Genomic DNA, 21,795 nt, shown 5'->3' with positions numbered 1-21,795 from the left:
TGAATGCCGCCTTTCCTTCGGCGGTCCGCGCAGGTTAGCCGCTGCATTGTCTGAAAGGAACGCGCCATGACTCCATCCACTCCGGCGTACATGTCCGGCTTCGGCAACGAATTCGCGACCGAGGCCGAACCCGGCACGCTGCCGGTCGGTCAGAACTCGCCGCAGCGCGTGGCGCATGGGCTCTATGCCGAACAGTTGTCGGGTACGGCATTCACCGCGCCGCGCGGCGAAAACCGGCGCAGCTGGCTCTACCGCATCCGTCCTGCGGTGATGCACGGCGGCTTCGTGCCGTTCGAACAGGCGCCCGGCTGCGCGGGACATTTCCACGACGGTTTCGATCGCGGCCCGGTGTCGCCGGACCAGCTGCGCTGGAGCCCGATCCCGATTCCGGAAACGCCGGTCGATTTCATCGACGGCCTGTATTCGGTGGCCGGCACCGGCGGCGCCGGCGCGCACGAGGGCGTGGGCATCCACGTCTATGCGGCGAACACGTCGATGACCGATCGTTTCTTCTACAGCGCCGACGGCGAACTGCTGATCGTGCCGCAGCAGGGACGCCTGGTGCTGGCGACCGAACTCGGCGTGCTCGAGGTCGAGCCGCAGGAGATCGCGGTGATCCCGCGCGGTATCCGCTTCCGCGTCGAACTGCCGGACGGGCCGAGCCGCGGCTACGTGTGCGAGAACCAGGGCCGCGCGCTGCGCCTGCCGGATCTCGGTCCGATCGGCGCCAACGGCCTGGCCAATCCGCGCGACTTCCTGACGCCGGTGGCGGCCTACGAGGACATCGACGGCGACTTCAAGTTGATCGCCAAGTTCCAGGGCCACCTGTGGCAGGCGCCGATCGACCATTCGCCGCTCGATGTCGTCGGCTGGCATGGCAACTACGCGCCCTACAAATACGACCTGCGCCGCTTCAACACCATCGGCTCGATCAGCTTCGACCATCCCGATCCGTCGATCTTCACCGTGCTGACCTCGCCGAGCGAATCGCCGGGCACCGCGAACATGGATTTCGCGATCTTCCCGCCGCGCTGGCTGGTCGCGCAGCACACGTTCCGGCCGCCGTGGTTCCACCGCAACATCGCCAGCGAGTTCATGGGTCTGGTGCATGGCCAGTACGACGCCAAGGCCGACGGCTTCGCGCCCGGCGCGTGTTCGCTGCACAACTGCATGAGCGGGCATGGTCCGGACGCGGCGACCTTCGACAAGGCCAGCGCCGCCGACCTGTCGAAGCCCGACGTGATTGCCGAGACGATGGCCTTCATGTTTGAGACGCGTGCGGTGATCCGGCCGACCCTGCAGGCACTGGCGGCCGCGCATCGCCAGGTCGACTACCAGGCGGTGTGGCAGGGGCTGCGTCCGGACTTCCGGACGCGCTAGGCGACGTCGCTGGCGGCGGGCATCAGGTCGAGCGCCGCGAGTGCCGGCAGATGGGCTTCCGGCATCACTTCGGCCACGCGCTCGCAGACCCGCTGCGCGTAACCGGGCCGGGTCATCGCCGGCAACGCCGCGAGGATATCGACGATCGCCGCGATCGTCGCGGCTTCGTCCGTCGCGCCGACCAGTTGCGTGCGCAGCGCCTGCGCCGCGGGCGCGCGCTGCAGGTCGAGCATGCCCTGCAGGTAGATGCGCGCCGCACTGAGCGAGCGGCGACGCGCGGCCGGTGCCGACGCGGTGGGTGTCGGCATCACAACAGCCGTCGGGGCGGCAGCGACGGCCGCCGGCACCTCGTGCGCGGACTCGAGGCTTTCGAGATAGCCGGCGCTGCGCAGCTGCTGCAACAGCGCGGGCGTATCTGTGCCGAGCAGGCGGACAAGTTCGGCGTCGGTGCGCCGCCCGTCGCACAGGATCAGCGCGCGGCGCTGCCGGAGGTCCAGCGCCGCGCCATGCGAGGCCAGGGCCTGACGGGCGAGATCGGTCTTGTGCGCGGGCACGGCGGCATTCCTGCAGAGGTGTTGCAGCATGGGAAGCCGCGATGAAACCCCGATGACAGCCGCGGCGCCGGAACCGGCCGTTCACGCGCCCGCGCTAGTCTCGCAGCCGACCCCTTCGAGGAGATGCCCATGCGCCGTGCCCAGCTCATCATGCCTGCCATCGCCGTCCTGGCCCTCGCTGCCTGCCAGCGCGACGCGCCACCCGCCGATCCCGGCGTCCCTGCGCCCACCGCACAGGCCGAACCCGCGCCTGCGGTCTCGGCCACGGACGCACCGGTTCCGCCCACGAACGCGGCCGGCAGCAATATTCCGGAAGTCGTCGAGGACGTCATCACCTTCCAGGGGTTCGGCCCGGCCACATTCGGCGCCGACCAGGAACAGGTCCGCATGGCCTGGGGCAACGACCTCGGCGATGCGCAGCCGGCCGAGCCGGGCGGCTGCTATTACCTGACGCCGCAGCCGCTGGGCACGGCGGGCTACAACATCGCCTTCATGATCGACGGCGACCGCTTCTCGCGGATCGACGTACGCAATGACGGCTACGCGGCCCCGGGTGGCGGCAAGGTCGGCATGGACCGCGCGGAGATCGAGCGCCTGTACACCGGTCGACTCGAGGCCACCCCGCACAAGTACGTCGATGGTGCCCAGTACCTGCGCGTGCGCGACGGCGACAACGCGCTGGTGTTCGAGACCGACCCGTCGGGCAAGGTCACCGAATGGCGCGTCGGCACGCCGCCGCAGGTCGATTACGTCGAAGGCTGCGGCTGAAATCGCAGGTGCAAGCCCTCCAGGCAGCATCGCAGGGCAGCTGGCTGTAGGAGGGGGCGCTGAAGTGCCTGGCATCACCGGCCTACAATGCATGCCGCACGAATCGTCGCGTCGTCACGGACAAGCCCTTGCCACGAGGTTTACGCCATCCTGCGCGTCTGGTTCCGCTGGGTTTCGCGTCGCTGATCGCGCTAGGCACCTGTCTACTGATGCTGCCCGTGTCACGCGCGGGCGAGGAAGCTGCGCCTTGGCTCACCGCGTTGTTTACCGCGACGTCGGCAGTGTGTGTGACGGGCCTTGTGGTCGTCGATACATCGATGTACTGGTCGCTGTTCGGTCAATGGGTAATTCTGGGGCTGTTCCAGGTTGGCGGGTTCGGCATCATGACCGGGGCTACCGTGCTGGGTCTTTTTGTGGCCGGTCGCCTCGGGTTGGAGTCGCGGCTTGCGGTGCAATCTGAGACGCGCGGTGTGCAACTTGGCGATCTGCGCGACGTGTTGCGCCTCGTCCTGCTGCTGACCCTGGTCGTGGAAGCAGTTCTTGCTTTGATGCTGACGCTCCGCTTCAGATTTGGCTACGACGCATCCTGGGGTCAGGCGTTGTGGGACGGATTTTTCCATGCGGTCTCCGCGTTCAATAACGCTGGGTTCTCTACCCGATCCGACAGTCTGACGGGATGGGCGGGCGACGCCTTCGTGATCGTCCCCATCACCGTGACGGTCCTGCTCGGGGGCTTCGGCTTCCCCGTGCTCAACGAGTTGCGGCGGCGCCCGCTCGACTGGCGCCGGTGGTCGATGCACACCCGTCTCACCCTCTATGGCAGCGGGTTGCTTCTCGGCGGAGGTGCTCTGCTGATCGGGCTTTACGAGTGGCGCAATCCCGCCACCTTCGGCGGACTCGAGGGAGCGGAACGCGTGTTGGGTGCCATGTTCCATTCGGTCGCGGCCCGTACTGCAGGCTTCAACACTGTCGATGTGGGCGCGATGCAGGTGGAGACGCAGACGGTCAACTGGGTGCTGATGTTCATCGGTGGCGGTAGTGCCGGCACTGCCGGCGGCATCAAGATCACGACATTCATGCTGTTGGGCTATGCAGTCTGGGCCGAGGTGCGCGGCAGCCGGGACACCGTGGTTTTCCGGCGCCGTGTGCCGCATCAGACGCTGCGGCTGGCGCTGGCGGTGGTGCTGATGGCGCTCACGGTGCTGGCGTTCGGCGTGCTCGGCCTGTTGAGCGTGACGGATGTGGCGGTCGAAGATGCAATCTTCGAAGCCATCTCCGCGTCGGCGACTGTAGGCATGTCGACAGGCATCACCGCGGACCTGCCACCGGCTGGGCAGGCTATTCTCGTCGCGCTGATGTTCGTCGGCCGTGTCGGTTCGGTGACGCTGGTAACCGCACTGGCACTCCGCCGGGCGCCTACTGCCTATCGCTATCCAGAGGAGCAACCCATCGTTGGTTAATCGCAACTCGAATGTGAGGCGCGACGATGGCGTCGTGGTCATTGGACTCGGCCGGTTCGGCAGCGCGGTGGCGACGTCGTTGTTGAGGTTGGGTCACGAGGTTCTGGGTATCGACGAGGACGCTGATACCGTCCAGAAATGGGCTGACCGTCTGACTCACGTCGTGCAGGCCGACAGCACCAGCGTGCAGGCCCTTCGCCAGCTCGGCGTTCACGAGACCGCACGTGCCGTCGTTGGTATCGGCTCCGACATCGAGGCCAGCGTGCTGACGGTTCTTGCCCTGGAGGAAATCGGCGTGCCCGACATCTGGGCCAAGGCCAACAGCGACAAGCATGGGCTGATCCTGCAGCGCACCGGCGCGCACCATGTCGTGTATCCGGAAGCGGCGATGGGTGAGCGGGTCGCGCATCTGGTGACCGGCAAGATGATCGACTTCATTGAATTCGATGACGGATTCGCGATTGCCAAGACGCGTGCGCCGCGCGAAGCCGCCGGCAAGACCCTGACTGAATCAGCGTTACGGACGCGCTACGGCGTCACCATCGTGGGATACAAGCGCGGTCGGGCCGACTTCGCGTATGCCCGCGAGAACACCATCATCGAATCGGGCGACATCCTGATCGTGTCTGGCGCCACCGACCGCGTGGAACGCTTCGCCGCGTTGACCTGAGCGCATCGCGAACACCCGACGCTGATGTCGCGCTTTCCTGCAAAAACAGCACGTTTGGTACCATCGGTTGCTTGACCGGGCCCCGTCCGGGCGCTTTTCTTTTACATCCGTGTCTGGAGACCTATGGCCGAGGCCGAGACCCACAGCGCTTCGTCGCCGCCCCAGCATCGCGCGTCGCGGCTCGGCTGGCTGGCCCTCCTGCCGCTGACGCTGTTCGGCCTGGCGCTCTACCAGCTGATTGGCGACCAGCCTGCCTTGACGCTCCAAGCGCGCTGGTTTCCTTCTGCCGGAATCGACCTCCATTTCCTTCTCGACGGGCTCGCGCTCCAGTTCGTCCTGCTGATCACCGGTATCGGCACGATGGTGATGGTGTATGCGGGGGGATACATGGCCGGCATGGCACAGCGCGAGCGCCTGTTCGTGTGCCTGTTGCTGTTCATGGTGGCGATGCTGGGCTGCGTCACCAGTGACAATCTGCTGGTGCTGTTTCTGTTCTGGGAGATGACCAGCCTCACGTCCTTCTTGCTGGTCGGGTTCAAGCACGAGTACGAGGCGTCGCGCAGGTCCGCGCAGCAGGCGCTCATGGTGACCGCAGGTGGCGGTCTGGTGCTGCTGGCAGGGTTCATCGTGCTCGGCAACATCGCAGGCACGCTGACGATTTCCGAGCTGATCGCAACCGCGCCGCAATGGCGCGACGATCCGCGCGTCGCCACGGCGATCGTGCTGGTGTGCATCGGCGCGTTCACCAAGTCGGCGCAGCTGCCTTTCCATTTCTGGCTGCCGAACGCCATGGCGGCGCCGACGCCGGTGAGTGCGTACCTGCATTCGGCGACGATGGTGAAGCTGGGCGTTTACCTGCTCGCGCGGCTGGATCCCGCGTTCGACGACCTCGCGCTGTGGCAGCAGATCCTGGTCCCGGTCGGTGCTGCGACGGCCGCGTGGGCGATGTTGCTCACCCTGCGCGAACGCGACCTCAAGCGCATCCTCGCCTGGTCGACGGTGTCGGCGCTCGGCACGCTGGTGATGCTGGTCGGGCTGCCGGGCGACGCCGCGGCGGCCGCCATGGGCACGTTCCTGCTGGCGCATGCCCTGTACAAGGCCCCGCTCTTCTTCGTGGCCGGCAACATCGATCACTGCACCGGCACCCGTAACATCGGTCGCATCGCCGGCCTCGCACCGCGGATGCCGTGGACCGCGGCTGCGGCGGCCCTGGCGGCGGTCTCGATGGCCGGCATGCCGTTCTCGATGGGCTTCGTGGCCAAGGACCTGATCGACATCGCCAAGACCGACGGCGGTGCCTTGTTCTGGATCAGCTATAGCAGTGTGTTCGTCAACGCGGTCACCGTGGCCGTGGCCGCCGTGGCGGCGATCCGCGTGTTCTGGCACCGCGGTGGTGAACGGATTCCGGGTGACATCCACGAGGCCGGCCTCGCGATGCGCTGGCCGCCGCTGATCGTCGCGGCCCTCGGCATCGCGCTCGGCATTCTGCCCTGGCTGCTCGATCCGCTGATCGGCGGCACCGTGACGTCGCGTGATCCCACCGCCGATTTTGACGGCGTCGAGATGGCGGTGACGCACTTCCATGCCTGGACCGCCATCGCGATCGCGGCGGCGCTGGGTACGGTGGTGTTCCTGTTCTGGGATCGCCTGCATCGCCTGATCGAACGCATCCTGTTGCGCGTCGACACCGTATCGGCCATCGCCTGGTACGACCGCCTGATGGCCGCGATCCCTGCGCTCGCCGCCGCGAGCACCCGTCGTCTGCAGAACGGGCGGATGACCACGGCGATGCTGCTGCTCGTGCTGTCGCTGCTGGCCGCGGTCGCGCTGCCGCTCTGGTGGGCGGCGCCCCTGTCGATGCCGGTCATGGACACGCCGTCGCTGGCCGTCGCGGGCGCCGCGGTGGCCATGATCGTCGCCGCGATCGGGGTGTGCCTGATCCGCGACGCATTCGTGATGCTGCTGGTGTCCGGCTTCGTCGGCTTGAGTTCGGCGCTGATGTTCCTGTTCCTCGCGGCGCCGGATCTGGCGTTCACCCAGTTCGCGGTGGAGGTGGCCTTCGTGGTCGTGATCGCCGCGGTGCTGCTGCGCATGCGGCGCCTCGGTGTCGACGCGGGCGACGATGCGCCGGTCTGGCCGCGGGCGCTGGTGGCGGTCGCGGGCGCGGTCGTGCTGATGCTGGTGCTGCTCAGCGGCATGGCCGGTCCGCTCGACACGACGCTGCCCGACTTCTTCGCCACCGCCAGTTATCCGGAGGCGCACGGGCGCAACGTGGTCAACGTGATCCTTGTGGACTTCCGCGCGGTTGACACCATGGGCGAGATCGCAGTGGTCGCGATCGCGCTGCTCGCACTGCTGCCGCTGCTCGCGCTGCTGCGTCGGCGCGCGCCGAAGGGAGAGACACCGTGACGCCGCGCGCGCTGATTCTGGTCGTCGCGGCACGGATGATCTATCCGCTGATGCTGCTGATGTCGGTGTGGATCCTGCTGCGCGGGCACAACGAACCGGGCGGTGGCTTCATCGGCGGGATGGTCGCGGTCTCGGCGACCTCGATGCTGGCGGTCGCGCATGGCGCGGATACCGCACTCGGCAAACTGCCCGGCGGTGCCATGCGCATGGCGAGCGCGGGCGTCCTGCTGGCGCTGCTCAGTGGCGTGCCGGCGCTGTGGCTCGGAATGCCGTACATGACCCATTTGTGGGCGAGCGTGCCGCTCGGATTCACCGATCTGAAGCTTTCGACTGTGCTGCTGTTCGATATCGGTGTGTTCGCGGCGGTCTGGGGCGCGCTCGGCGGGCTGTGCGCGGGCGCGGTCGCGATCGACGAGGACGCGCGATGAGCTGGGTGCTGGTGATCGCCATCGGCGCGGTGCTTGCGGCCGGCCTGTTTCTTGCGATGTCGCGCAACCTGCTGCGTATCGTAGTAGGCGTCTCCTTGGTCGGCGCGGCCGCCAACCTGATGCTATTCGTGTCCGGCCGACTGGGCGGCGCTCCGCCGGTGATCGAGGCTGGATCGGTCGCGCTGGTCGGCGGGACGAATCCATTGCCGCAGGCGCTGGTGCTGACGGCAATCGTCATCGGTTTTGCGCTGACGTGCTTCTCGCTGATCCTGGCGCTCGTCGTGCGCCAGTCCGGCGGCCGCAGCGATGCGGATGCACTCGACGTGGCCGAACCACCGTCTGGCGCCGACGGCAAGCCGTCAGTGCTCGATGACCGCGATGACGACGGAGAACGCGCATGAACGGGTTCCTCGTCGCCGCGCCCGTGGTCGTGCCGCTAGCCTTCGCGCTGCTCACAACGCTGTTCCATACCCGTCCGCGGTTTGTGGCGCAGCTGAGCCTGGTCGGCGCAACCGCGCTACTGGTTTCGACCCTCGCTCTTCTGGTGACGGTGATCGAACACGGCACTCAGCGCAGTGCGTTCGGCGGCTGGGATGCGCCGTACGGCATCGAGTTCGTCGTCGATCCGCTGAGCGCGAGCATGGCGGTGATCACCGCGCTGATGGGTGTCGCGGCACTGGTGTTCCAGCGCTCGGACGCCGATCCCGCGCCGGAGGGGCCGACCCTGCACCCGCTCGTGCACGCCCTGCTGGCCGGCGTCGGCGGCGCGTTCGTGACCGGCGATCTGTTCAACCTGTACGTGTGGTTCGAAGTGATGCTGCTGGCGTCACTGGGCCTGCTCGCACTGGGCATGGCGCGACGGCACTTCGAGGCCACCCTGAAGTACTTCGTGCTCAACGCAGTGGGCACGCTGCTGTTCCTGATCGGCATCGCCGGTGTGTACGCGCTAACGGGGCACGTCAATTACGACGCGCTCGCAGGCGCGGCCGCGGGCGTCGAGCCGATGCGCCTGATGCCGGTGATCGCGCTGGTGTGCCTGGCGTTCCTGATCAAGGCCGGCGCGTTCCCGGTGTTCGCGTGGTTGCCCTCGAGCTACCACACCCTGCCGGCGCCGCTGCTGGCGCTGTTCGCCGGCCTGCTCACCAAGGTCGGCGTCTACGCGGTGCTTCGCATGCTCGCCGACGTGTTCGTCGTGACGCCGGCCATTGCCTACGAAGCGCTGGGCTGGGTCGCGGTGGCGACGATGGTCACCGGCGTGCTTGGCGCGGCGTACCACTGGGATATCCGGCGCATCCTCTCGTTCCACATCGTCAGCCAGATCGGTTACATGCTGCTAGGTATCGCGCTGGCGTCGACGCAGGGCACCATCGGCACGGTGTTCTACATCCTCCACCACATCGTGGTGAAGGCGAACCTGTTCCTGATCGGCGCGATCGTGTTCGCGCTCGCGGGCAGTTATGACCTGCGCCGGGTCGGCGGCCTCTGGAAGACCCGGCCGTGGCTCGGCGTCCTGTTCCTCGTGCCGGCGCTGTCGCTGGTCGGCATTCCGCCGCTGTCGGGCTTCTGGGCGAAGTACATCGTCGTGCGTGAAGCGATCACCCAAGGGCATGCGGTGTGGGCGGCAGCCGCACTGCTGGTCGGGTTCCTGACCCTGTATTCGATGATGAAGATCTGGATGCAAGCCTTCTGGTCGCCGCACCCGGACCGCGACTGGGCGCTGCCGGGGGGCGTACGCCTGGGCCCGGCGTGGTGCGTGACGATCGGCCTGGCGCTGATCACCGTGGCGATCGGCCTGATGCCGCAGCCGCTTTACATGTTCGCCGAGGCGGCTGCGCGTGCGATGGGAGGCACGCCGTGAGGTTCGTCATCGAGCTGCTGAAGCTGGCCGCACGCTTCCTGTGGCAAGTGGTCGTGTCCGGCTTCACCACCGCGTGGTGGATCGTCCGGCCTGGTCGTCGGCCGGTTCCCGCCCTCGTACGAATGCGTTACTCGAATCTCGACGATGTTGGCGTCACCGTGCTCGGTTGCCTGATCACGCTCACACCGGGTACGACCACGGTCGATGTCGACACGGCGCGCGGCGAGCTGCTGTTGCACATGCTCGACGCCTCGGATCCGGCCGGCGCGGTGGCCGGTATCCGCAAGGAATTCGAAGCGCCGCTGCAGCGCATGTTTCCCGCAAAGGAGCAGCACCATGTTTGAGGGAGGCTGGATGACCACGACGATCGTGGCCGGTGCGCTAGGCGCCCTGTTCCTCGCGCTCGCGCGCCTGCTGCGCGGCCCGACTCAGGCGGATCGCGTCGTCGCACTGGACGTTGTCTTCTCCGCCTCGATCGCATTGGCCGCCGCTGCGGCGCTGGTCAGTGGCCGGGTACTGTTCCTGGACGTGGCGATCGGCCTGTCGGTCGTCGGCTTCGTCGCGACCATCGTCTGGTCGCGATTGATCGATGCCTCGCCTGTGGACGGAGACTGAGATGGCCGCCGTCCTGATCGTGCTCGGTGTGGTGCTGCTGCTGGTGTCGGCGCTGGGCCTGTTCCTGCTCCGCGATGCGCTGTCGCGCCAGCACGCGGCGACCAAATCCGCGACCCTCGCGCTGGGCCTGATCCTGCTGGGCGTGGGTGTGCAGTTCAACGACGCCGCCTGGTGGGGGCGTATCGCCGTGATTCTGCTGATGCTGCTGATTACATTGCCGGTCGCATCGCACATGTTGGCCCGAGCGGCCACGCGTCACGCATATCGGCCTGAGGATCTGCGCAAGGTCGTGGATGCCGAAACCGGTACGGTAACGAACGACCGCGCCGACTGACGCGACAGTCGCTCAGTGGCCGTCGCGTCGCCGGTTGCGGTTGTCGGCGTCTTCCTTAACCGGCGCCTCCGGATCGGGCGTGTGCGACGGATCCAGTGGCTTGTCGCTGTCCATCCGCGACAGCGCGGCCTGTGACATCAGGATCGCGCTGACCGGCGCAGTCAGGAACACGAACAGCGTGATCAGCAATTCGCGCGGATGGAAGCCGGCACCGTGCAGCATGTGATAGACGATCGACACGATCAGGATGCAGCCCACGCCGAGCACGCTCGCCTTCGTCGGGCCGTGGATACGGCGGAAGAAGCTCGACAGCTTCACCAGCGAGAACGCGCCGAGCAAGATGAAGAACGAGCCGGCCGCGAGCATCAGGACCAGCAGGATGTCGACCAGCGTGCTCATCCGACGATGTCCCGGCGGATCACGTACTTGCTCAGTACCACGGTGCCCACGAAGCCGAGCATGGCGATGATCAACGCGACCTCGAAATAGATCTCCGTGTTGAGGTGCATCCCGAACAGGATCAGCTGCGCGATGGTGCTGACGTAAAGCGTGTCCAGCGCAAGGATGCGGTCCGGCGCGGTGGGGCCGCGCAGCAGGCGCCACAGCGCGAGCAGCATCGACAGCCCGACGACGTGGAGCGCCACCACGATGGCGATCTCGATCATGGGAAAACCTCCTTCAGCGGTGCCTCGTAACGCCGTTTGATGTCGGCGATCGTGGCCTCCGGATCGTCCACGTTGAGGCAGTGGATCAACAGATAACGCCGGTCGGCCGAAAGCTGCGCAGTGACGGTGCCGGGCGTGAGTGTGATGACCGCCGCCAGTGCGGAGATGGCGTGAATGTTGGTCAGGTCCAGCGGCACCCAGACGAAATCTGACTTGAGTCTGGACTCGCGGTTGAGCACCTGCAGCGCCACCGTCACGTTCGCCTTGATGATGTCGCCGATCAGCATCACACCGAGGCGGGGCAGAATGCCCAGGCGCCCCAGTTGTGCGAATTCACGTTCCAAACGCGCAGCGACCAGCGGCATCAGGAACGCGAGCAGCGTCCCCATGGCGATGGCGCTGAGGCTGTAGTCCTCGGCCATCAGCAGCCAGAAGGCGAAGACCATGAGGCTCTGCGGGATGGAGGGAAACAGGCGTCTCATCGCGAGGGCTCCCGCAGCAGCGGTGTCGTGCCGCCGACGCGCTCGATGATCGCATCCGTGTCGAGCAACTGCGCCGCCGTCGCTTCTGTGTAGCGCAGCAGCGGACTCGCGAATACCGTCATCGCGATGCCGTAGCCGATCAGCAGCATCGTCGCGGCGAGCTCGGAGCGACGCAGCGGCGGCGGTTTGACGCCTACGGGCGCAGGGTCGACGCGCCAGAACAGGCGCGTACCGCTGCGTGACAGCCCGATCAGCGCCATCAGCCCGCTGCCGAGCACGGCGGCCCAGACCCAGCCGATGACGGCTTCAGGCACCGAATTGAGCAGCTGCAGCTTGCCGATGAACCCGGACAGCGGTGGCAGGCCGGTTACCGACACCGCGGCGACCAGAAACAGGATCGCAGGCAGCGTCTTGCCGGGCATCGAGGCGATCGGCATCAAGTAGTCGCCGGTACCGCCACGGTGGCGCTGGATGATGTCGGAAAGCAGGAAAAGCGCTGCGGTGACGAAGACACTGTGCGGCAGGTAGTACAGGCCGGCCGCGATACCGCCCGCCGTCCCCAGCGAGAATGCGACGAACAGCATGCCTGCCGACATCAGCACGAGATAAGCCACGGCAATGCGCAGCCGCGGTGCACCGACGACGCCGAGCGCCGCCAGCACCAGGGTCGCCGCACCCGCGGGCAACAGCCAGGACCAGGCGAAATCCGCGAGCAGGCCTGCGCCCGCGCCGAACACCAGCGTGCCGACGCGCAGCACGGCATACAGGCCGACCTTGGTCATGATGGTGAACAGCGCGGCGACCGCGGCTGGCGCGCGTGCGTAGGCCTCCGGCAGCCACAGATACAGTGGCAGCAGGGCAGCCTTGGCACAGAACACCAGCAGCAGCAGGCCGGCGCCGGCGCGCACCAGCAGCGCCTCCTCCTCGCCGAGTTCGGCCACTCGGACCGCCATCTCCGCCATGTTCAATGTTCCGAGCATGCCGTACAGCAGACCGAGCGCCAGCAGAAACACCACCGACGCGGCGATGTTGAACACCACGTAGTGGAGGCCTGCCTTGATCCGGGCACCGCGCGCGCCGCTCAGCAGCAGGCCATAGGACGCGATGAGCATCACTTCGAAGAAAACGAAAAGATTGAACGCATCACCGGTGAGAAACGCGCCGTTGAGACCCGCCAACTGCATCTGGAACAGCGCGTGGAAGTGCAGGGCGCGCTTGTCCCAGCCCGCGCAGGCATAGAGCAGGCAGGGCACGGCGAGCAGTGCGGTGGTCATCACCATCATCGCCGAGAGGCGATCAGCCATCAGCGCGATGCCAAGCCGGGCCGGCCAGTCGCCCAGCAGGTAGACCAGCATGCCGTCGCGCTGCACCTGCAGCAGCAACACGACGCTCGCGGCCACGAGCGCCGAAGTGCCGAGCCAGGCCCAGAGACGCAGCACCGATGTGCGATGCGTGCGCTCGAGCAGCAGCAGCACCGCCCCGGTGACGATCGGGATCAGGATCGGCGCGGTCGGAAGATGGTTCATCGCCGGTCCTCCGTCGAAGGCGCGTCGTCGGGCTCCTTGCCGTCGACGTGGTCGGTATGCAGGTCGGAATGCTCACGCATCGCGACGACCACGGTCACCGCCGTCATCGCGAACGCGATGACGATCGCGGTCAGGACCAGCGCCTGGGGCAGTGGATCGGTGTAGTTGGCGAGCGTCTGGGCGACGCCGTCCCGCAGCACTGGCGGCTTGCCGACCACGGGCCGGCCCGATGCGAAGATCAGCAGGTTGGTGGCATACGACAGCAGGGTGATGCCGAGGATCACATCGAACGTCCGGGCGCGCAGCAGCAGGTAGACGCCGCAGGCAGTGAGCACGCCGATGGCGGTGGCGATCGCGAACTCCATCAGTACGTCGCTCCTGCAGGTTGCCGCTGGTGCGCGGTGCCGATGGTGGAGAGCATCAGCAAGGCGCCGGCGAACACCACCACGTATACGCCGGTGTCGAACACCAGCGCGCTGGCCAGCGGCAACACGCCGAGGACCGGCAGTTCGACGTCGAGGTGGCCACTGGTCAGGAACGGCAGGCCGAACCACCACGACCCCACCCCGCCGACGACAGCAAGCAGCAGGCCCACCCCGATGCCGCGCAGGTAATCGAAGCCGAACGTCGCCTCGACTGCGCGCGCGCCCTGCAGCACGTACTTCACCAGTACCGGTACTGCGAACACGAGGCCGGCGATGAAGCCGCCGCCGGGCGCGTTGTGCCCGCGCAGGAAGAGGTAGATCGACATGGTCAACACGAGCGGGAAAAGCAGCTGGGTCAGATCGGCGGCCACCGAGAGCTGGGCGGGTGGGCCGACGGTGCGCTCGTCAGGCTGCAGACGTGCGAAGCGCAGCATCGCGTGCACTACGATCGCCGCGGTGCCGAAGACGACGATCTCGCCGAACGTGTCGAAGCCACGGAAGTCGACCAGGATCACGTTGACCACATTGCGGCCGTAGGCTTCGGGCAAGGAACGCACCAGCAGCTCGCTCGACACCGTGTCGGCAGGCGTGAGCATCATCAGATAGGCCAACACCGCAAGCCCACCACCCGCGCCGATCGAAATCACGATGTCGCGCAGCTTGCGCATCGGACGACGGGAGATCTTGGACTGCGTGGGCAGATAGTTCAGCGCCATCATCATCAGCGCGATCGTCACCATCTCGACGAGCAACTGGGTCAGCGCGAGATCGGGCGCGGAGAGATAGACGAACATCAGGCTCACCGCGAGCCCGACGCCACCGATCACGATCAATGCGGTCAGGCGCTTGCCGTGCATGATTACGGTGCCGATCGAGGCGGCCACGATGACCGCCCAGATCATCCAGCCCATCGGGGCCAGGGTCCGCGGCGCGGGCGCGTCCGACAGCAATGACAGGACACTGCCCAGCATCGGCCATCCAGCCAGCAGCATCGCGACCAACAGCAACCAGAACAGACTGCGCTGCAGGCTGCCATTGGCCACGCGCGCGGTGAAGCGGCGCGCAAGCGCGAACAGCGCCTCGAGGTTGACGTGGAACATGTTGCGGCCAGTCGAGCGTGTGACCACGGCATGGAAGTCGAGCAGCTTGCGCAGGCCGAAGTACAGCAGCACGCCGAACACCAGGCTGGCGACGCTCATCATCAGCGGCAGGTTGATGCCGTGCCACACCGACAGGCTGAACTCCGGCGTCGCAGCGCCGAGCGTGCCGCGCGCCATGGTCTGCAGCAGCGGACCGACGGTCAGCGCCGGAATGATGCCGATCACCAGACACAGGATCGCCAGCACGCCGACGGGAATACGCATCCAGCGCGGCGGCTCGTGCGGCACCACGTCCAGCGCACGCGGGCCGCGGCCGAAGAAGGTGTCGTGCACGAAGCGGAGGCTGTAGGCGATGCCGAACACGCCGGCCAGCAGCGCCGCGATGCTGATCACCCAGCGCATCGTGCCGTGGCCGCCAATCTCCAGCGCCTCGGCGAAGAACATTTCCTTCGACAGGAAGCCGTTGAGCAGCGGAATGCCGGCCATCGCCAGTGACGCGACGATCGCCAGCGCACTGGTCATCGGCATCAGGCGTCTGAGGTTGCCGAGCCGGCGCATGTCGCGCGTGCCGCATTCGTGGTCGATGATGCCGGCGGCCATGAACAGCGAGGCCTTGAACATCGCGTGGTTGAGGATGTGGAACAGGCCCGCGACAACGGCCATCTCGGTCGACAGGCCGAACAGCAGCGTGATCAGACCGAGGTGGGAGATCGTCGAATACGCCAGCAGGCCCTTGAGGTCGTGCTGGAAGATCGCGAACCACGCGCCCATCACCAGCGTCGTCGCGCCGACGCCGCTCACCACATAGAAGAAGAGGTCGGTGCCGGCCAGCGCCGGATGCAGGCGCGCCAGCAGGAACACGCCGGCCTTCACCATCGTTGCCGAATGCAGGTACGCCGACACCGGCGTCGGCGCGGCCATCGCGTGCGGCAGCCAGAAGTGGAACGGGAACTGCGCGCTCTTGGTGAAGATGCCCAGCAGCACCAGGCCCAGCGCCCACGGATACAGATGGCTGGCGCGGATCAGATCGCCCGAGGCCAGCACCACGTCGAGGTCGTAGCTGCCGACGATGCGACCGATCAGCAGCACGCCGCCGAGCAGCGCCAGGCCGCCCATGCCGGTGATCGTCAGCGCCATGCGTGCGCCCTGACGGGCGTCCTGGCGGTGCGACCAGAAGCCGATCAGCAGGAACGAACTGATCGAGGTCAGTTCCCAGAACACCGCGAGCAGCAGCAGGTTGCCGGCGATGACCATGCCGAGCATCGCGCCCATGAAGAGCAGCAGATAGGTGAAGAACCGCCGCGGACTGTCCTTGGCCGACAGGTAGTAGTGGCCGTAGAGCACGACCAGCCCGCCGATGCCCAGCACCATCAACGCGAACGTCCAGGCCAGCCCGTCCATGCGCAGGCTGAAATCCAGCCCGGCTTCCGGAATCCACGCGTATTGCGTCTTGAGGATGGTGCCGTCGAAGACGTCACCGGCCAGCAGGGCCAATACACCCAGACCCAGCAACGGCACGAGGCCGGCCAGACAGGCAACGGTGCGCCGTGACGCATTCGCGGACAGCGCTACAACGAGCGCCAGCACGAAGGGCAGGGCCAAGAGAAGTTCGAGCATCGGGCTCCTTGTGGAGGCAGGTCGGCCAGCTGGCCGGCGGGTCACGCAAGGGCCGGGCAGTTTACCCGAAGCGCGTGGGCAGATCGTGCAGGCGGGCCGATATGCTATGTCCCATGTCGTTCGAATCGCCCCCGATCCAGTTCGCCGCCCATGCTTCGGGCAGTCCGCCATGACGCGCCGGGCGCTGGTCTTCGGCGGCAGCGGTGCGATCGGCCGGGCGCTCATCGAGCGCTTGCAGGCGGCAGAGTGGACGATCGATGCGCTGTCGCGCACGCCGCGGCCGGCGACGCCGGGCCTGCGCTGGCACCTTGGCGACTTCGATCACCTGCCGCCGCTGCCGGCGCAGGTCGACGCCATCTTCAGCTGCGGACCGCTGGACCGGTTCTCGCACTGGTACGCCGCGGCGACGATCGAATGCCCGCGGGTCGTCGCTTTCGGTTCGACCAGCGACGCGACCAAGCACGAGGCCGCCGATGCCGGCGAACGCGAGCTCGCCGGCCGGCTGCGTGATGCGGGCGCGCGGGTGTTCGCGGCTGCCGCCGAACGCGGCGCCGGGGCGACGCTGCTGCGGCCCACGCTGATCTACGGCGCGGGCAGCGACCGCAATCTCGGCCGGATCGTCGCACTGGCCCGGCGCAGCGGACTCTTCGTGCTGCCGGCCGATGCGACCGGTGGACGCCAGCCGGTGCATGCCGGGGATCTGGGCGCGGCTGCGGCTCTGGCTGTCGACGCGCCCGCGGCTGTGGGCCAGGCCTATGCGCTGCCCGGCGGCGAGACCTTGCCCTATCGCGAGATGGTGGCGCGCACGCTCGCCGTCCTGTCGCCGCGTCCCCGCCTGCTGACGGTGCCGCGCCCGCTGTTCGCGCTCGCCCTGCGCGCCGCGCATGCCACCGGCCGGCTGCAGGGCCTGCCCCCGGGCGCGGTCGCGCGGATGCGCGAGGATCTGGTGTTCGATGCGGCGCCCGCGCGCGACGCGTTCGGCTATGCGCCGCGCCCGTTCCAGCCGGATGCCGGGATGTTCCCCGACGCAAGCGCGCCCAAGGCCTAGCGCGGCTCAGGGTCCGGCCATCGGTTCCTCGACCAGCACGCGCGCCTTGTGCAGTGCGCGCAGGGCGACCGCGAGCACGCCGCCGAGCACCATCGCGCCGCCGATCCACAGCCGCGGGCCCGGACGGTCGCCCCAGAACACGATCCCCAGCGCGATCGCGAACACCGGCACCAGCAGCAGCCACGGCGTCAGCATCGCGACCGGATAGCGCTGCACCAGCACGTAATAGAGGCCGTGGCCGAGCAGCGAGGACACGAACGCCGCATAGACGGCGCCGCCCCAGCCGATCCAGCCGGCCTGGCCGAGCGTCGCGAGCGCGCCGGGTTCGAACGCCAGGCTCATGCCCAGCAAGGGCAGCACCGCGATCACCGCGGTCCAGCCCTGCATGTTCCAGACGTCGACGCCGCGCAGCGGCTTCATCAGCACCGTGCCGATGGCCAGCATCAGTGCCGACGCCAGCATGGTCAGCAGCGCTGCCGGATTCGACAGCACCACCGGATCGAAGCCCAGCACCAGCACACCGCCGAAGCTCACCGCGATCGCCAGGCCCGTGCGCCAGGCGAAGCGCTCGCCCAGCACCCACCAGGCCAGCAGCGCGGTCATCGGGATATAGCTCTGCATGACGATTGCCGGCGACGACAGGTCGCTCGACAGCCGCAGCGCGAGAAAGCTCAGGCCGAAGTGCAGCACGCCGATGCACAGGCACGCGGCCAGCAATCGCGGCCACTGGCCGGGCGCCGGCGGGCGCAGCAGGAACAGCAGCGGAATCGCCAGCAGGGCGAAGCGCAGCGCGGTGAACAGGAACGGCGGGATCTCGCGCAGCGCATGCGCCGCGACCAGGAAATTCAGCGCCCAGGCGACGCAGACCAGCAGGATGAGGAACAGGTCGCGCGGCGACACGGCGTTGGCCTTGAGCGGGCGCGCAAGCATCGCACGGCGTCGCGGCGCCGGCCCGTGCCGAAAGAACCGGCGTGCAGGATCAGTAGCGCAGGCCCAGCCGGCGATAGAGCTTCGACAGCACCCAGGCCGGCCCGATCAGCAGATAGACGAGATCGGTGAGGAAGCTCGGTTTGGCGCCTTCGATCTTGTGGCCGACGAACTGCGCGATCCAGGCGACGACGAACACCGCGATCGCCAGCCACAGCAGCGTGCGCGTGCCGAACGTCTGCTGCAGCCACCACGTCAGCGCCGACAGCGCGGCGAAGACCAGCAGCATGCCCAGGCCCAGCGGGCGCGAGGCGCGGTAATAGAACATCCACGCGCCGAACATCGCCAGGCCCGCCCACAGCCCCGGCTTGAACCAGGTGCCGGTGGGAATGCACCACAGCAGCGCGATCACGGTCCACAGGATCGCGGGCACCGCGAACATGTGGATCCACTGGTTGGTGCCATTGCGGTGGTCGCCCGCGTAGCTGGCGAACCAGCGGTCGATGGGGCGTGCCTGCGCAGGCTGGTGTGTCGCGTCCATCCGCCCCTCCCGAGGGTCAATGCGCGCCGGACTTCGAGAATAGCTGCAAAACCAGCACGCCGCTGATGATCAGGCCGATGCCGATCACCGCCGCCAGATCCAGCGGCTGCCTGAAGACCAGCCAGCCGATCAGGGCGATCAGGACGACGCCCGCGCCCGACCAGATCGCGTAGGCGACGCCCACCGGAATCGTGCGCATGACCTGGGCCAGGAAATAGAAGGCGATGCCGTAGCCGACGACCACCAGCAGCGAGGGGCCGAGGCGGCTGAAGCCGTCGGAGGCCTTGAGCGCGCTGGTCGCGATGACCTCGGCAACGATCGCCAGGCCAAGATAGAGATAGCCGATGTGCATCGCCGTGCCCCGCATGGAAGAGGGCGCGATGCTAAACGGCGGCGCGGTGAATCCAGGCTGTCGGACGGCACGCGTCCGGGGCTTGCGCAACCGGCGCCGCGCTGCGCACGACGGCGGTCATTGCCGCATGCGCGGAACTCAGGCGATGGCGATGTCCGCCAGACGGCGCAGGGCCTCGGCGTAGCGCGCGCGGGTGCGCTCGATGACTTCCGCCGGCAGCCGCGGACCGGGCGCGGTCTTGTTCCAGTCCAGCGTTTCCAGATAGTCGCGGACGATCTGCTTGTCGTAGCTCGGCGGGCTGGTGCCGACTTCGTAGTCGTCAGCCGGCCAGTAGCGCGACGAATCCGGCGTCAGCATCTCGTCCATGATGTACAGACGGCCATCGGCGTCGGTGCCGAACTCGAACTTGGTATCGGCCAGGATGATGCCGCGCTCGGCCGCGTGCGCCGCTGCGAATGCGTACAGCCGCAGCGTCGCGTCGCGGACCTGCTCGGCCAGATCGGCGCCGATGCTGCGCACCATCGTGTCGAAGTCGATGTTCTCGTCGTGGTCGCCGACGGCGGCCTTGGTCGACGGGGTGAAGATCGGCTGCGGCAGTTCTTCGGCCTGACGCAGGTCGCCGGGCAGCGCGATGCCGCTGACGCGTCCGGTGCGCTGGTAATCCTTCCAGCCGCTGCCGATCAGATAGCCGCGGGCGATCGCCTCGACCGGCACCGGCTTGAGCTTCTTGGTCACCACCGCGCGCTGCGCGTACAGCGCCGGATCGACGCCCGACGGCAGCACGCTGGCGACATCGATACCGGTCAGATGATTCGGCATCAGCGAATCGGTGCGGTCGAACCAGAAATTGCTGATCTGGCAGAGCATCTCGCCCTTGCCGGGAATCGGATCGGGCAGCACCACGTCGAACGCGCTCAGGCGATCGGTGGCCACGATCAGCAGGCGCTCGTCGCCCAGGTCGAACACGTCGCGGACCTTGCCGCGATGACGCAGGTGGAGGCCGGGGAGGTTCGCTTCGAGCAGGGTCGTCGACACGGTTGACATCCGGGTGGATCGCATGCGGCCGGCAAGTGTAGTGCGAACGCGTGCGGGGTGCAGTCATCGGCCGATACGGCGTGGCGATGCGCCGGCTACACTGTCGGGCATGGGACGCTGGTACGGAAAATTGCTGGGCTTCATCGCGGGCTGGCTGCTGCTTCGGCATCCGGCCGGCGGCGTCATCGGTCTGGTCATCGGGCATGCCTTCGATGCCGGCTGGCTGGCGCCGCGCCAGCACAAGGCCTACGACGTGCTGGGCGTGCCGCCCGATGCCTCGCAGGGCGAGGTCGACCAGGCCTATCGCAAGCTGATCTCGCAGTACCACCCGGATCGCGTTGCCGGCGCCGCGCCGGAACTGCGCGCGCAGGCCGAAGCGCGTGCGGCCGAGATCAATGCGGCCTACGACCGCATCCGCCGCGGCCGCGACGGCAAGAAACGCCGCCGCTCCTGAGTCGGGCCGGCAGGCCGCGCGCGTAGATCCACGCCGCGCCGCATTCCTGCGCAAGCACTTCTCCATGCGCCACACCGTTTCCGGACTGTCCGCCTCGCATGGCGGCGACAGGCACGGCGGTCGCCATCTGCCATCCGATTGCAGCTGGCACGCGCGACGGTGCCTCAGCGAATGCACAGAAAGAGGAAGCCGGCTTGCGCCGGCTTCCAGGTCACGCGATCACACGGGTGCGATGGATCAGAAGCGCCAGTTGACCGTGGCGCGCGCGGCGCCGTACTCGAAGTCCTTGTCGCTGCGGCGCATGTCGGTGCCGGCGCGGTCGACGATCAGGAAGGGGTTGGTCGCAGGCGCGGTGCCCGGGCCGGTGCGCACGCGCTGGTCGTCGGCTTCCAGGCTGGTGAACAGGTATTCCAGGCCGACCGAGACGTTCTCGCCCAGCTTGCGCTCGTAACCCACACCGGCCTGCCAGCCGAAGCCGGTGGTGTCGCCGTTGGTGGTGAACGAGTTGGCGGCGTTGCTGGTGGTGAATTCGTTGTCGATCTTGGCGTGCGCCATACCACCGGTCAGGTAGATCAGGTTCGCCGAGTCGGCGCCGAAGGCGTAACCCGAACGCAGACGCAGGGCGGCAACGCGATCGACCTTGCGGAACATCGTGTAGTAGGCCGGCGTGGTGCTGAAGGCGCTCACGGCGTCGCGGACGTCGTTCGCGCCGTATTCGCCAACGACACCGAACACCCAGCTGCCCATCTGCCAGTCGTAACCACCGCGCACGCCGTAATCGGCGCCGCCGCGGTTCTTGGTGCAGCCGGCGGCCGGGGTCGCGCCCTGGGCCGCGCCGTTGCAGAAGCCGGGCGAGAACGCGTCGGCGCCGGCGGCGGTGCGCACGGTATCGGTGTAGCGGCGATCGAGGTTGGTGTCGAAGACGAAGCGGTCGCTGCCGCTGTCTTCCGGGCTGTCGACCACGCCGCCGTACAGGCCGACGTAACCGCCGGTCCAGGTGTCGTCGGCGGACTGGGCGAATGCGGCGCCGGTGCTGGCGGCGAGCAGCGCGAGGCTGGCGGTTGCGACGTGGATCGTCTTCATGGGGGTCATCTCCGGTCTTGTCGTGTCGGCCATCGGGGTGTGGCCTGGATTGGAATGCGGCCAG

General features: G+C 67.7%; 25 protein-coding genes. 13 read left to right on the top strand and 12 right to left on the bottom strand.

Translation table 11 applies throughout. From position 1 onward, the window contains the following. Positions 1–66: 66 nt before the first annotated feature. Entirely contained in the window at positions 67–1,380 is a 1,314-nt protein-coding gene (gene hmgA, locus AC3A5K_RS11540; RefSeq protein ID WP_487617660.1) for a homogentisate 1,2-dioxygenase, read from the top strand. On the opposite strand, the gene AC3A5K_RS11535 is transcribed toward hmgA, so the two are convergent. Continuing rightward, positions 1,377–1,934, bottom strand: coding sequence for a hypothetical protein (locus AC3A5K_RS11535; RefSeq protein WP_487617659.1), 558 nt, complete (start codon positions 1,932–1,934; stop codon positions 1,377–1,379). The genes hmgA and AC3A5K_RS11535 overlap by 4 nt on opposite strands. Positions 1,935–2,063: 129 nt before the next feature. Between AC3A5K_RS11535 and AC3A5K_RS11530 the strand changes: the two genes are divergently transcribed. The 10 genes from AC3A5K_RS11530 (at position 2,064) to mnhG (ending at position 10,476) form a co-directional block, all read left to right on the top strand. Next, positions 2,064–2,702 carry a hypothetical protein gene (locus tag AC3A5K_RS11530; protein ID WP_487617658.1) on the top strand — a complete coding sequence of 213 codons (639 nt, stop codon included), beginning with the start codon at positions 2,064–2,066 and terminating at the stop codon, positions 2,700–2,702. A 209-nt stretch (positions 2,703–2,911) separates the two neighbouring features. Beyond that, a complete protein-coding gene (locus tag AC3A5K_RS11525; protein WP_487617657.1) occupies positions 2,912–4,162 on the top strand; it encodes a TrkH family potassium uptake protein in 1,251 nt (416 codons plus the stop codon). Beyond that, positions 4,155–4,832, top strand: a complete 678-nt coding sequence (locus AC3A5K_RS11520) for a potassium channel family protein (protein ID WP_487617656.1) — start codon at positions 4,155–4,157, stop codon at positions 4,830–4,832. The genes AC3A5K_RS11525 and AC3A5K_RS11520 overlap by 8 nt, the downstream gene beginning before the upstream one ends. 123 nt (positions 4,833–4,955) lie before the next feature. After that, a complete protein-coding gene (gene mbhE, locus AC3A5K_RS11515; RefSeq protein ID WP_487617655.1) occupies positions 4,956–7,241 on the top strand; it encodes a hydrogen gas-evolving membrane-bound hydrogenase subunit E in 2,286 nt (761 codons plus the stop codon). Then, entirely contained in the window at positions 7,238–7,669 is a 432-nt protein-coding gene (locus AC3A5K_RS11510; protein ID WP_487617654.1) for an MnhB domain-containing protein, read from the top strand. Before mbhE ends, AC3A5K_RS11510 begins: the two co-directional genes overlap by 4 nt. An 11-nt stretch (positions 7,670–7,680) precedes the next feature. Further along, on the top strand, positions 7,681–8,070 hold the full coding sequence (locus tag AC3A5K_RS11505) for a sodium:proton antiporter (RefSeq protein WP_487617653.1): 390 nt from the start codon (positions 7,681–7,683) through the stop codon (positions 8,068–8,070). Next, positions 8,067–9,527, top strand: a complete 1,461-nt coding sequence (locus tag AC3A5K_RS11500; RefSeq protein ID WP_487617652.1) for a proton-conducting transporter transmembrane domain-containing protein — start codon at positions 8,067–8,069, stop codon at positions 9,525–9,527. The genes AC3A5K_RS11505 and AC3A5K_RS11500 overlap by 4 nt, the downstream gene beginning before the upstream one ends. Then, entirely contained in the window at positions 9,524–9,871 is a 348-nt protein-coding gene (locus AC3A5K_RS11495) for a Na+/H+ antiporter subunit E (protein WP_487617651.1), read from the top strand. The genes AC3A5K_RS11500 and AC3A5K_RS11495 overlap by 4 nt, the downstream gene beginning before the upstream one ends. Next, positions 9,864–10,142, top strand: a complete 279-nt coding sequence (locus AC3A5K_RS11490; RefSeq protein ID WP_487617650.1) for an MrpF/PhaF family protein — start codon at positions 9,864–9,866, stop codon at positions 10,140–10,142. Before AC3A5K_RS11495 ends, AC3A5K_RS11490 begins: the two co-directional genes overlap by 8 nt. A gap of 1 nt (position 10,143) precedes the next feature. Next, a complete protein-coding gene (mnhG, locus tag AC3A5K_RS11485) occupies positions 10,144–10,476 on the top strand; it encodes a monovalent cation/H(+) antiporter subunit G (RefSeq protein ID WP_487617649.1) in 333 nt (110 codons plus the stop codon). Between the two features lie 12 nt (positions 10,477–10,488). Here mnhG and AC3A5K_RS11480 read toward each other — a convergent pair whose 3' ends face one another. Genes AC3A5K_RS11480 through AC3A5K_RS11455 form a run of 6 tightly spaced genes read right to left on the bottom strand, consistent with a single transcriptional unit; the run spans position 10,489 to position 16,291 of the window. Further along, positions 10,489–10,875, bottom strand: a complete 387-nt coding sequence (locus tag AC3A5K_RS11480; RefSeq protein WP_487617648.1) for a monovalent cation/H(+) antiporter subunit G — start codon at positions 10,873–10,875, stop codon at positions 10,489–10,491. After that, positions 10,872–11,141 carry a K+/H+ antiporter subunit F gene (locus tag AC3A5K_RS11475; RefSeq protein WP_487617647.1) on the bottom strand — a complete coding sequence of 90 codons (270 nt, stop codon included), beginning with the start codon at positions 11,139–11,141 and terminating at the stop codon, positions 10,872–10,874. The genes AC3A5K_RS11480 and AC3A5K_RS11475 overlap by 4 nt, the downstream gene beginning before the upstream one ends. Continuing rightward, positions 11,138–11,623: a Na+/H+ antiporter subunit E gene (locus tag AC3A5K_RS11470; protein ID WP_487617646.1), complete on the bottom strand. Its 486-nt coding sequence runs from the start codon at positions 11,621–11,623 to the stop codon at positions 11,138–11,140. The genes AC3A5K_RS11475 and AC3A5K_RS11470 overlap by 4 nt, the downstream gene beginning before the upstream one ends. Further along, a complete protein-coding gene (locus tag AC3A5K_RS11465; RefSeq protein WP_487617645.1) occupies positions 11,620–13,149 on the bottom strand; it encodes a monovalent cation/H+ antiporter subunit D in 1,530 nt (509 codons plus the stop codon). Before AC3A5K_RS11465 ends, AC3A5K_RS11470 begins: the two co-directional genes overlap by 4 nt. Then, positions 13,146–13,514: a Na+/H+ antiporter subunit C gene (locus AC3A5K_RS11460; protein ID WP_487617644.1), complete on the bottom strand. Its 369-nt coding sequence runs from the start codon at positions 13,512–13,514 to the stop codon at positions 13,146–13,148. The genes AC3A5K_RS11465 and AC3A5K_RS11460 overlap by 4 nt, the downstream gene beginning before the upstream one ends. Beyond that, a complete protein-coding gene (locus AC3A5K_RS11455; protein ID WP_487617643.1) occupies positions 13,514–16,291 on the bottom strand; it encodes a monovalent cation/H+ antiporter subunit A in 2,778 nt (925 codons plus the stop codon). The genes AC3A5K_RS11460 and AC3A5K_RS11455 overlap by 1 nt, the downstream gene beginning before the upstream one ends. Before the next feature lie 169 nt (positions 16,292–16,460). On the opposite strand from AC3A5K_RS11455, the gene AC3A5K_RS11450 reads away from it, so the two are divergent. Beyond that, positions 16,461–17,339, top strand: a complete 879-nt coding sequence (locus AC3A5K_RS11450; protein WP_487617642.1) for an NAD-dependent epimerase/dehydratase family protein — start codon at positions 16,461–16,463, stop codon at positions 17,337–17,339. Positions 17,340–17,345: 6 nt separating this feature from the next. Here AC3A5K_RS11450 and AC3A5K_RS11445 read toward each other — a convergent pair whose 3' ends face one another. From AC3A5K_RS11445 to AC3A5K_RS11430, 4 genes are all read right to left on the bottom strand, one after another. After that, positions 17,346–18,269, bottom strand: a complete 924-nt coding sequence (locus tag AC3A5K_RS11445; protein WP_487617641.1) for a DMT family transporter — start codon at positions 18,267–18,269, stop codon at positions 17,346–17,348. Between the two features lie 49 nt (positions 18,270–18,318). Further along, positions 18,319–18,807 (bottom strand): Mpo1 family 2-hydroxy fatty acid dioxygenase, encoded by a 489-nt coding sequence (locus AC3A5K_RS11440; protein WP_487617640.1) that lies wholly within the window; start codon positions 18,805–18,807, stop codon positions 18,319–18,321. A 16-nt stretch (positions 18,808–18,823) separates the two neighbouring features. After that, a complete protein-coding gene (locus AC3A5K_RS11435) occupies positions 18,824–19,159 on the bottom strand; it encodes a DMT family transporter (protein ID WP_487617639.1) in 336 nt (111 codons plus the stop codon). Between the two features lie 138 nt (positions 19,160–19,297). Beyond that, positions 19,298–20,194 carry a phosphoribosylaminoimidazolesuccinocarboxamide synthase gene (locus AC3A5K_RS11430; RefSeq protein WP_487617638.1) on the bottom strand — a complete coding sequence of 299 codons (897 nt, stop codon included), beginning with the start codon at positions 20,192–20,194 and terminating at the stop codon, positions 19,298–19,300. 109 nt (positions 20,195–20,303) lie between these two features. Here AC3A5K_RS11430 and AC3A5K_RS11425 point away from each other — a divergent pair, with 109 nt between their 5' ends. After that, a complete protein-coding gene (locus AC3A5K_RS11425) occupies positions 20,304–20,648 on the top strand; it encodes a J domain-containing protein (protein ID WP_487617637.1) in 345 nt (114 codons plus the stop codon). Between the two features lie 237 nt (positions 20,649–20,885). On the opposite strand, the gene AC3A5K_RS11420 is transcribed toward AC3A5K_RS11425, so the two are convergent. Next, positions 20,886–21,731 (bottom strand): outer membrane protein, encoded by an 846-nt coding sequence (locus tag AC3A5K_RS11420; RefSeq protein ID WP_487617636.1) that lies wholly within the window; start codon positions 21,729–21,731, stop codon positions 20,886–20,888. Positions 21,732–21,795 lie beyond the last annotated feature (64 nt).

Source organism: Luteimonas sp. Soil_C_5 (assembly GCF_057656615.1).
This window is presented reverse-complemented; position numbering and strand designations above follow the sequence as displayed.

Coding starts and splice junctions, on each gene's coding strand:
- hmgA (WP_487617660.1), top strand. CDS start 67: ATGACTCCATCCACTCCGGCGTACATGTCCGGCTTCGGCAACGAATTC.
- AC3A5K_RS11530 (WP_487617658.1), top strand. CDS start 2,064: ATGCGCCGTGCCCAGCTCATCATGCCTGCCATCGCCGTCCTGGCCCTC.
- AC3A5K_RS11525 (WP_487617657.1), top strand. CDS start 2,912: ATGCTGCCCGTGTCACGCGCGGGCGAGGAAGCTGCGCCTTGGCTCACC.
- mbhE (WP_487617655.1), top strand. CDS start 4,956: ATGGCCGAGGCCGAGACCCACAGCGCTTCGTCGCCGCCCCAGCATCGC.
- AC3A5K_RS11500 (WP_487617652.1), top strand. CDS start 8,067: ATGAACGGGTTCCTCGTCGCCGCGCCCGTGGTCGTGCCGCTAGCCTTC.
- AC3A5K_RS11490 (WP_487617650.1), top strand. CDS start 9,864: ATGTTTGAGGGAGGCTGGATGACCACGACGATCGTGGCCGGTGCGCTA.
- mnhG (WP_487617649.1), top strand. CDS start 10,144: ATGGCCGCCGTCCTGATCGTGCTCGGTGTGGTGCTGCTGCTGGTGTCG.
- AC3A5K_RS11480 (WP_487617648.1), bottom strand. CDS start 10,875: ATGAGCACGCTGGTCGACATCCTGCTGGTCCTGATGCTCGCGGCCGGC.
- AC3A5K_RS11475 (WP_487617647.1), bottom strand. CDS start 11,141: ATGATCGAGATCGCCATCGTGGTGGCGCTCCACGTCGTCGGGCTGTCG.
- AC3A5K_RS11470 (WP_487617646.1), bottom strand. CDS start 11,623: ATGAGACGCCTGTTTCCCTCCATCCCGCAGAGCCTCATGGTCTTCGCC.
- AC3A5K_RS11465 (WP_487617645.1), bottom strand. CDS start 13,149: ATGAACCATCTTCCGACCGCGCCGATCCTGATCCCGATCGTCACCGGG.
- AC3A5K_RS11460 (WP_487617644.1), bottom strand. CDS start 13,514: ATGGAGTTCGCGATCGCCACCGCCATCGGCGTGCTCACTGCCTGCGGC.
- AC3A5K_RS11455 (WP_487617643.1), bottom strand. CDS start 16,291: ATGCTCGAACTTCTCTTGGCCCTGCCCTTCGTGCTGGCGCTCGTTGTA.
- AC3A5K_RS11450 (WP_487617642.1), top strand. CDS start 16,461: ATGACGCGCCGGGCGCTGGTCTTCGGCGGCAGCGGTGCGATCGGCCGG.
- AC3A5K_RS11445 (WP_487617641.1), bottom strand. CDS start 18,269: ATGCTTGCGCGCCCGCTCAAGGCCAACGCCGTGTCGCCGCGCGACCTG.
- AC3A5K_RS11440 (WP_487617640.1), bottom strand. CDS start 18,807: ATGGACGCGACACACCAGCCTGCGCAGGCACGCCCCATCGACCGCTGG.
- AC3A5K_RS11435 (WP_487617639.1), bottom strand. CDS start 19,159: ATGCACATCGGCTATCTCTATCTTGGCCTGGCGATCGTTGCCGAGGTC.
- AC3A5K_RS11425 (WP_487617637.1), top strand. CDS start 20,304: ATGGGACGCTGGTACGGAAAATTGCTGGGCTTCATCGCGGGCTGGCTG.
- AC3A5K_RS11420 (WP_487617636.1), bottom strand. CDS start 21,731: ATGAAGACGATCCACGTCGCAACCGCCAGCCTCGCGCTGCTCGCCGCC.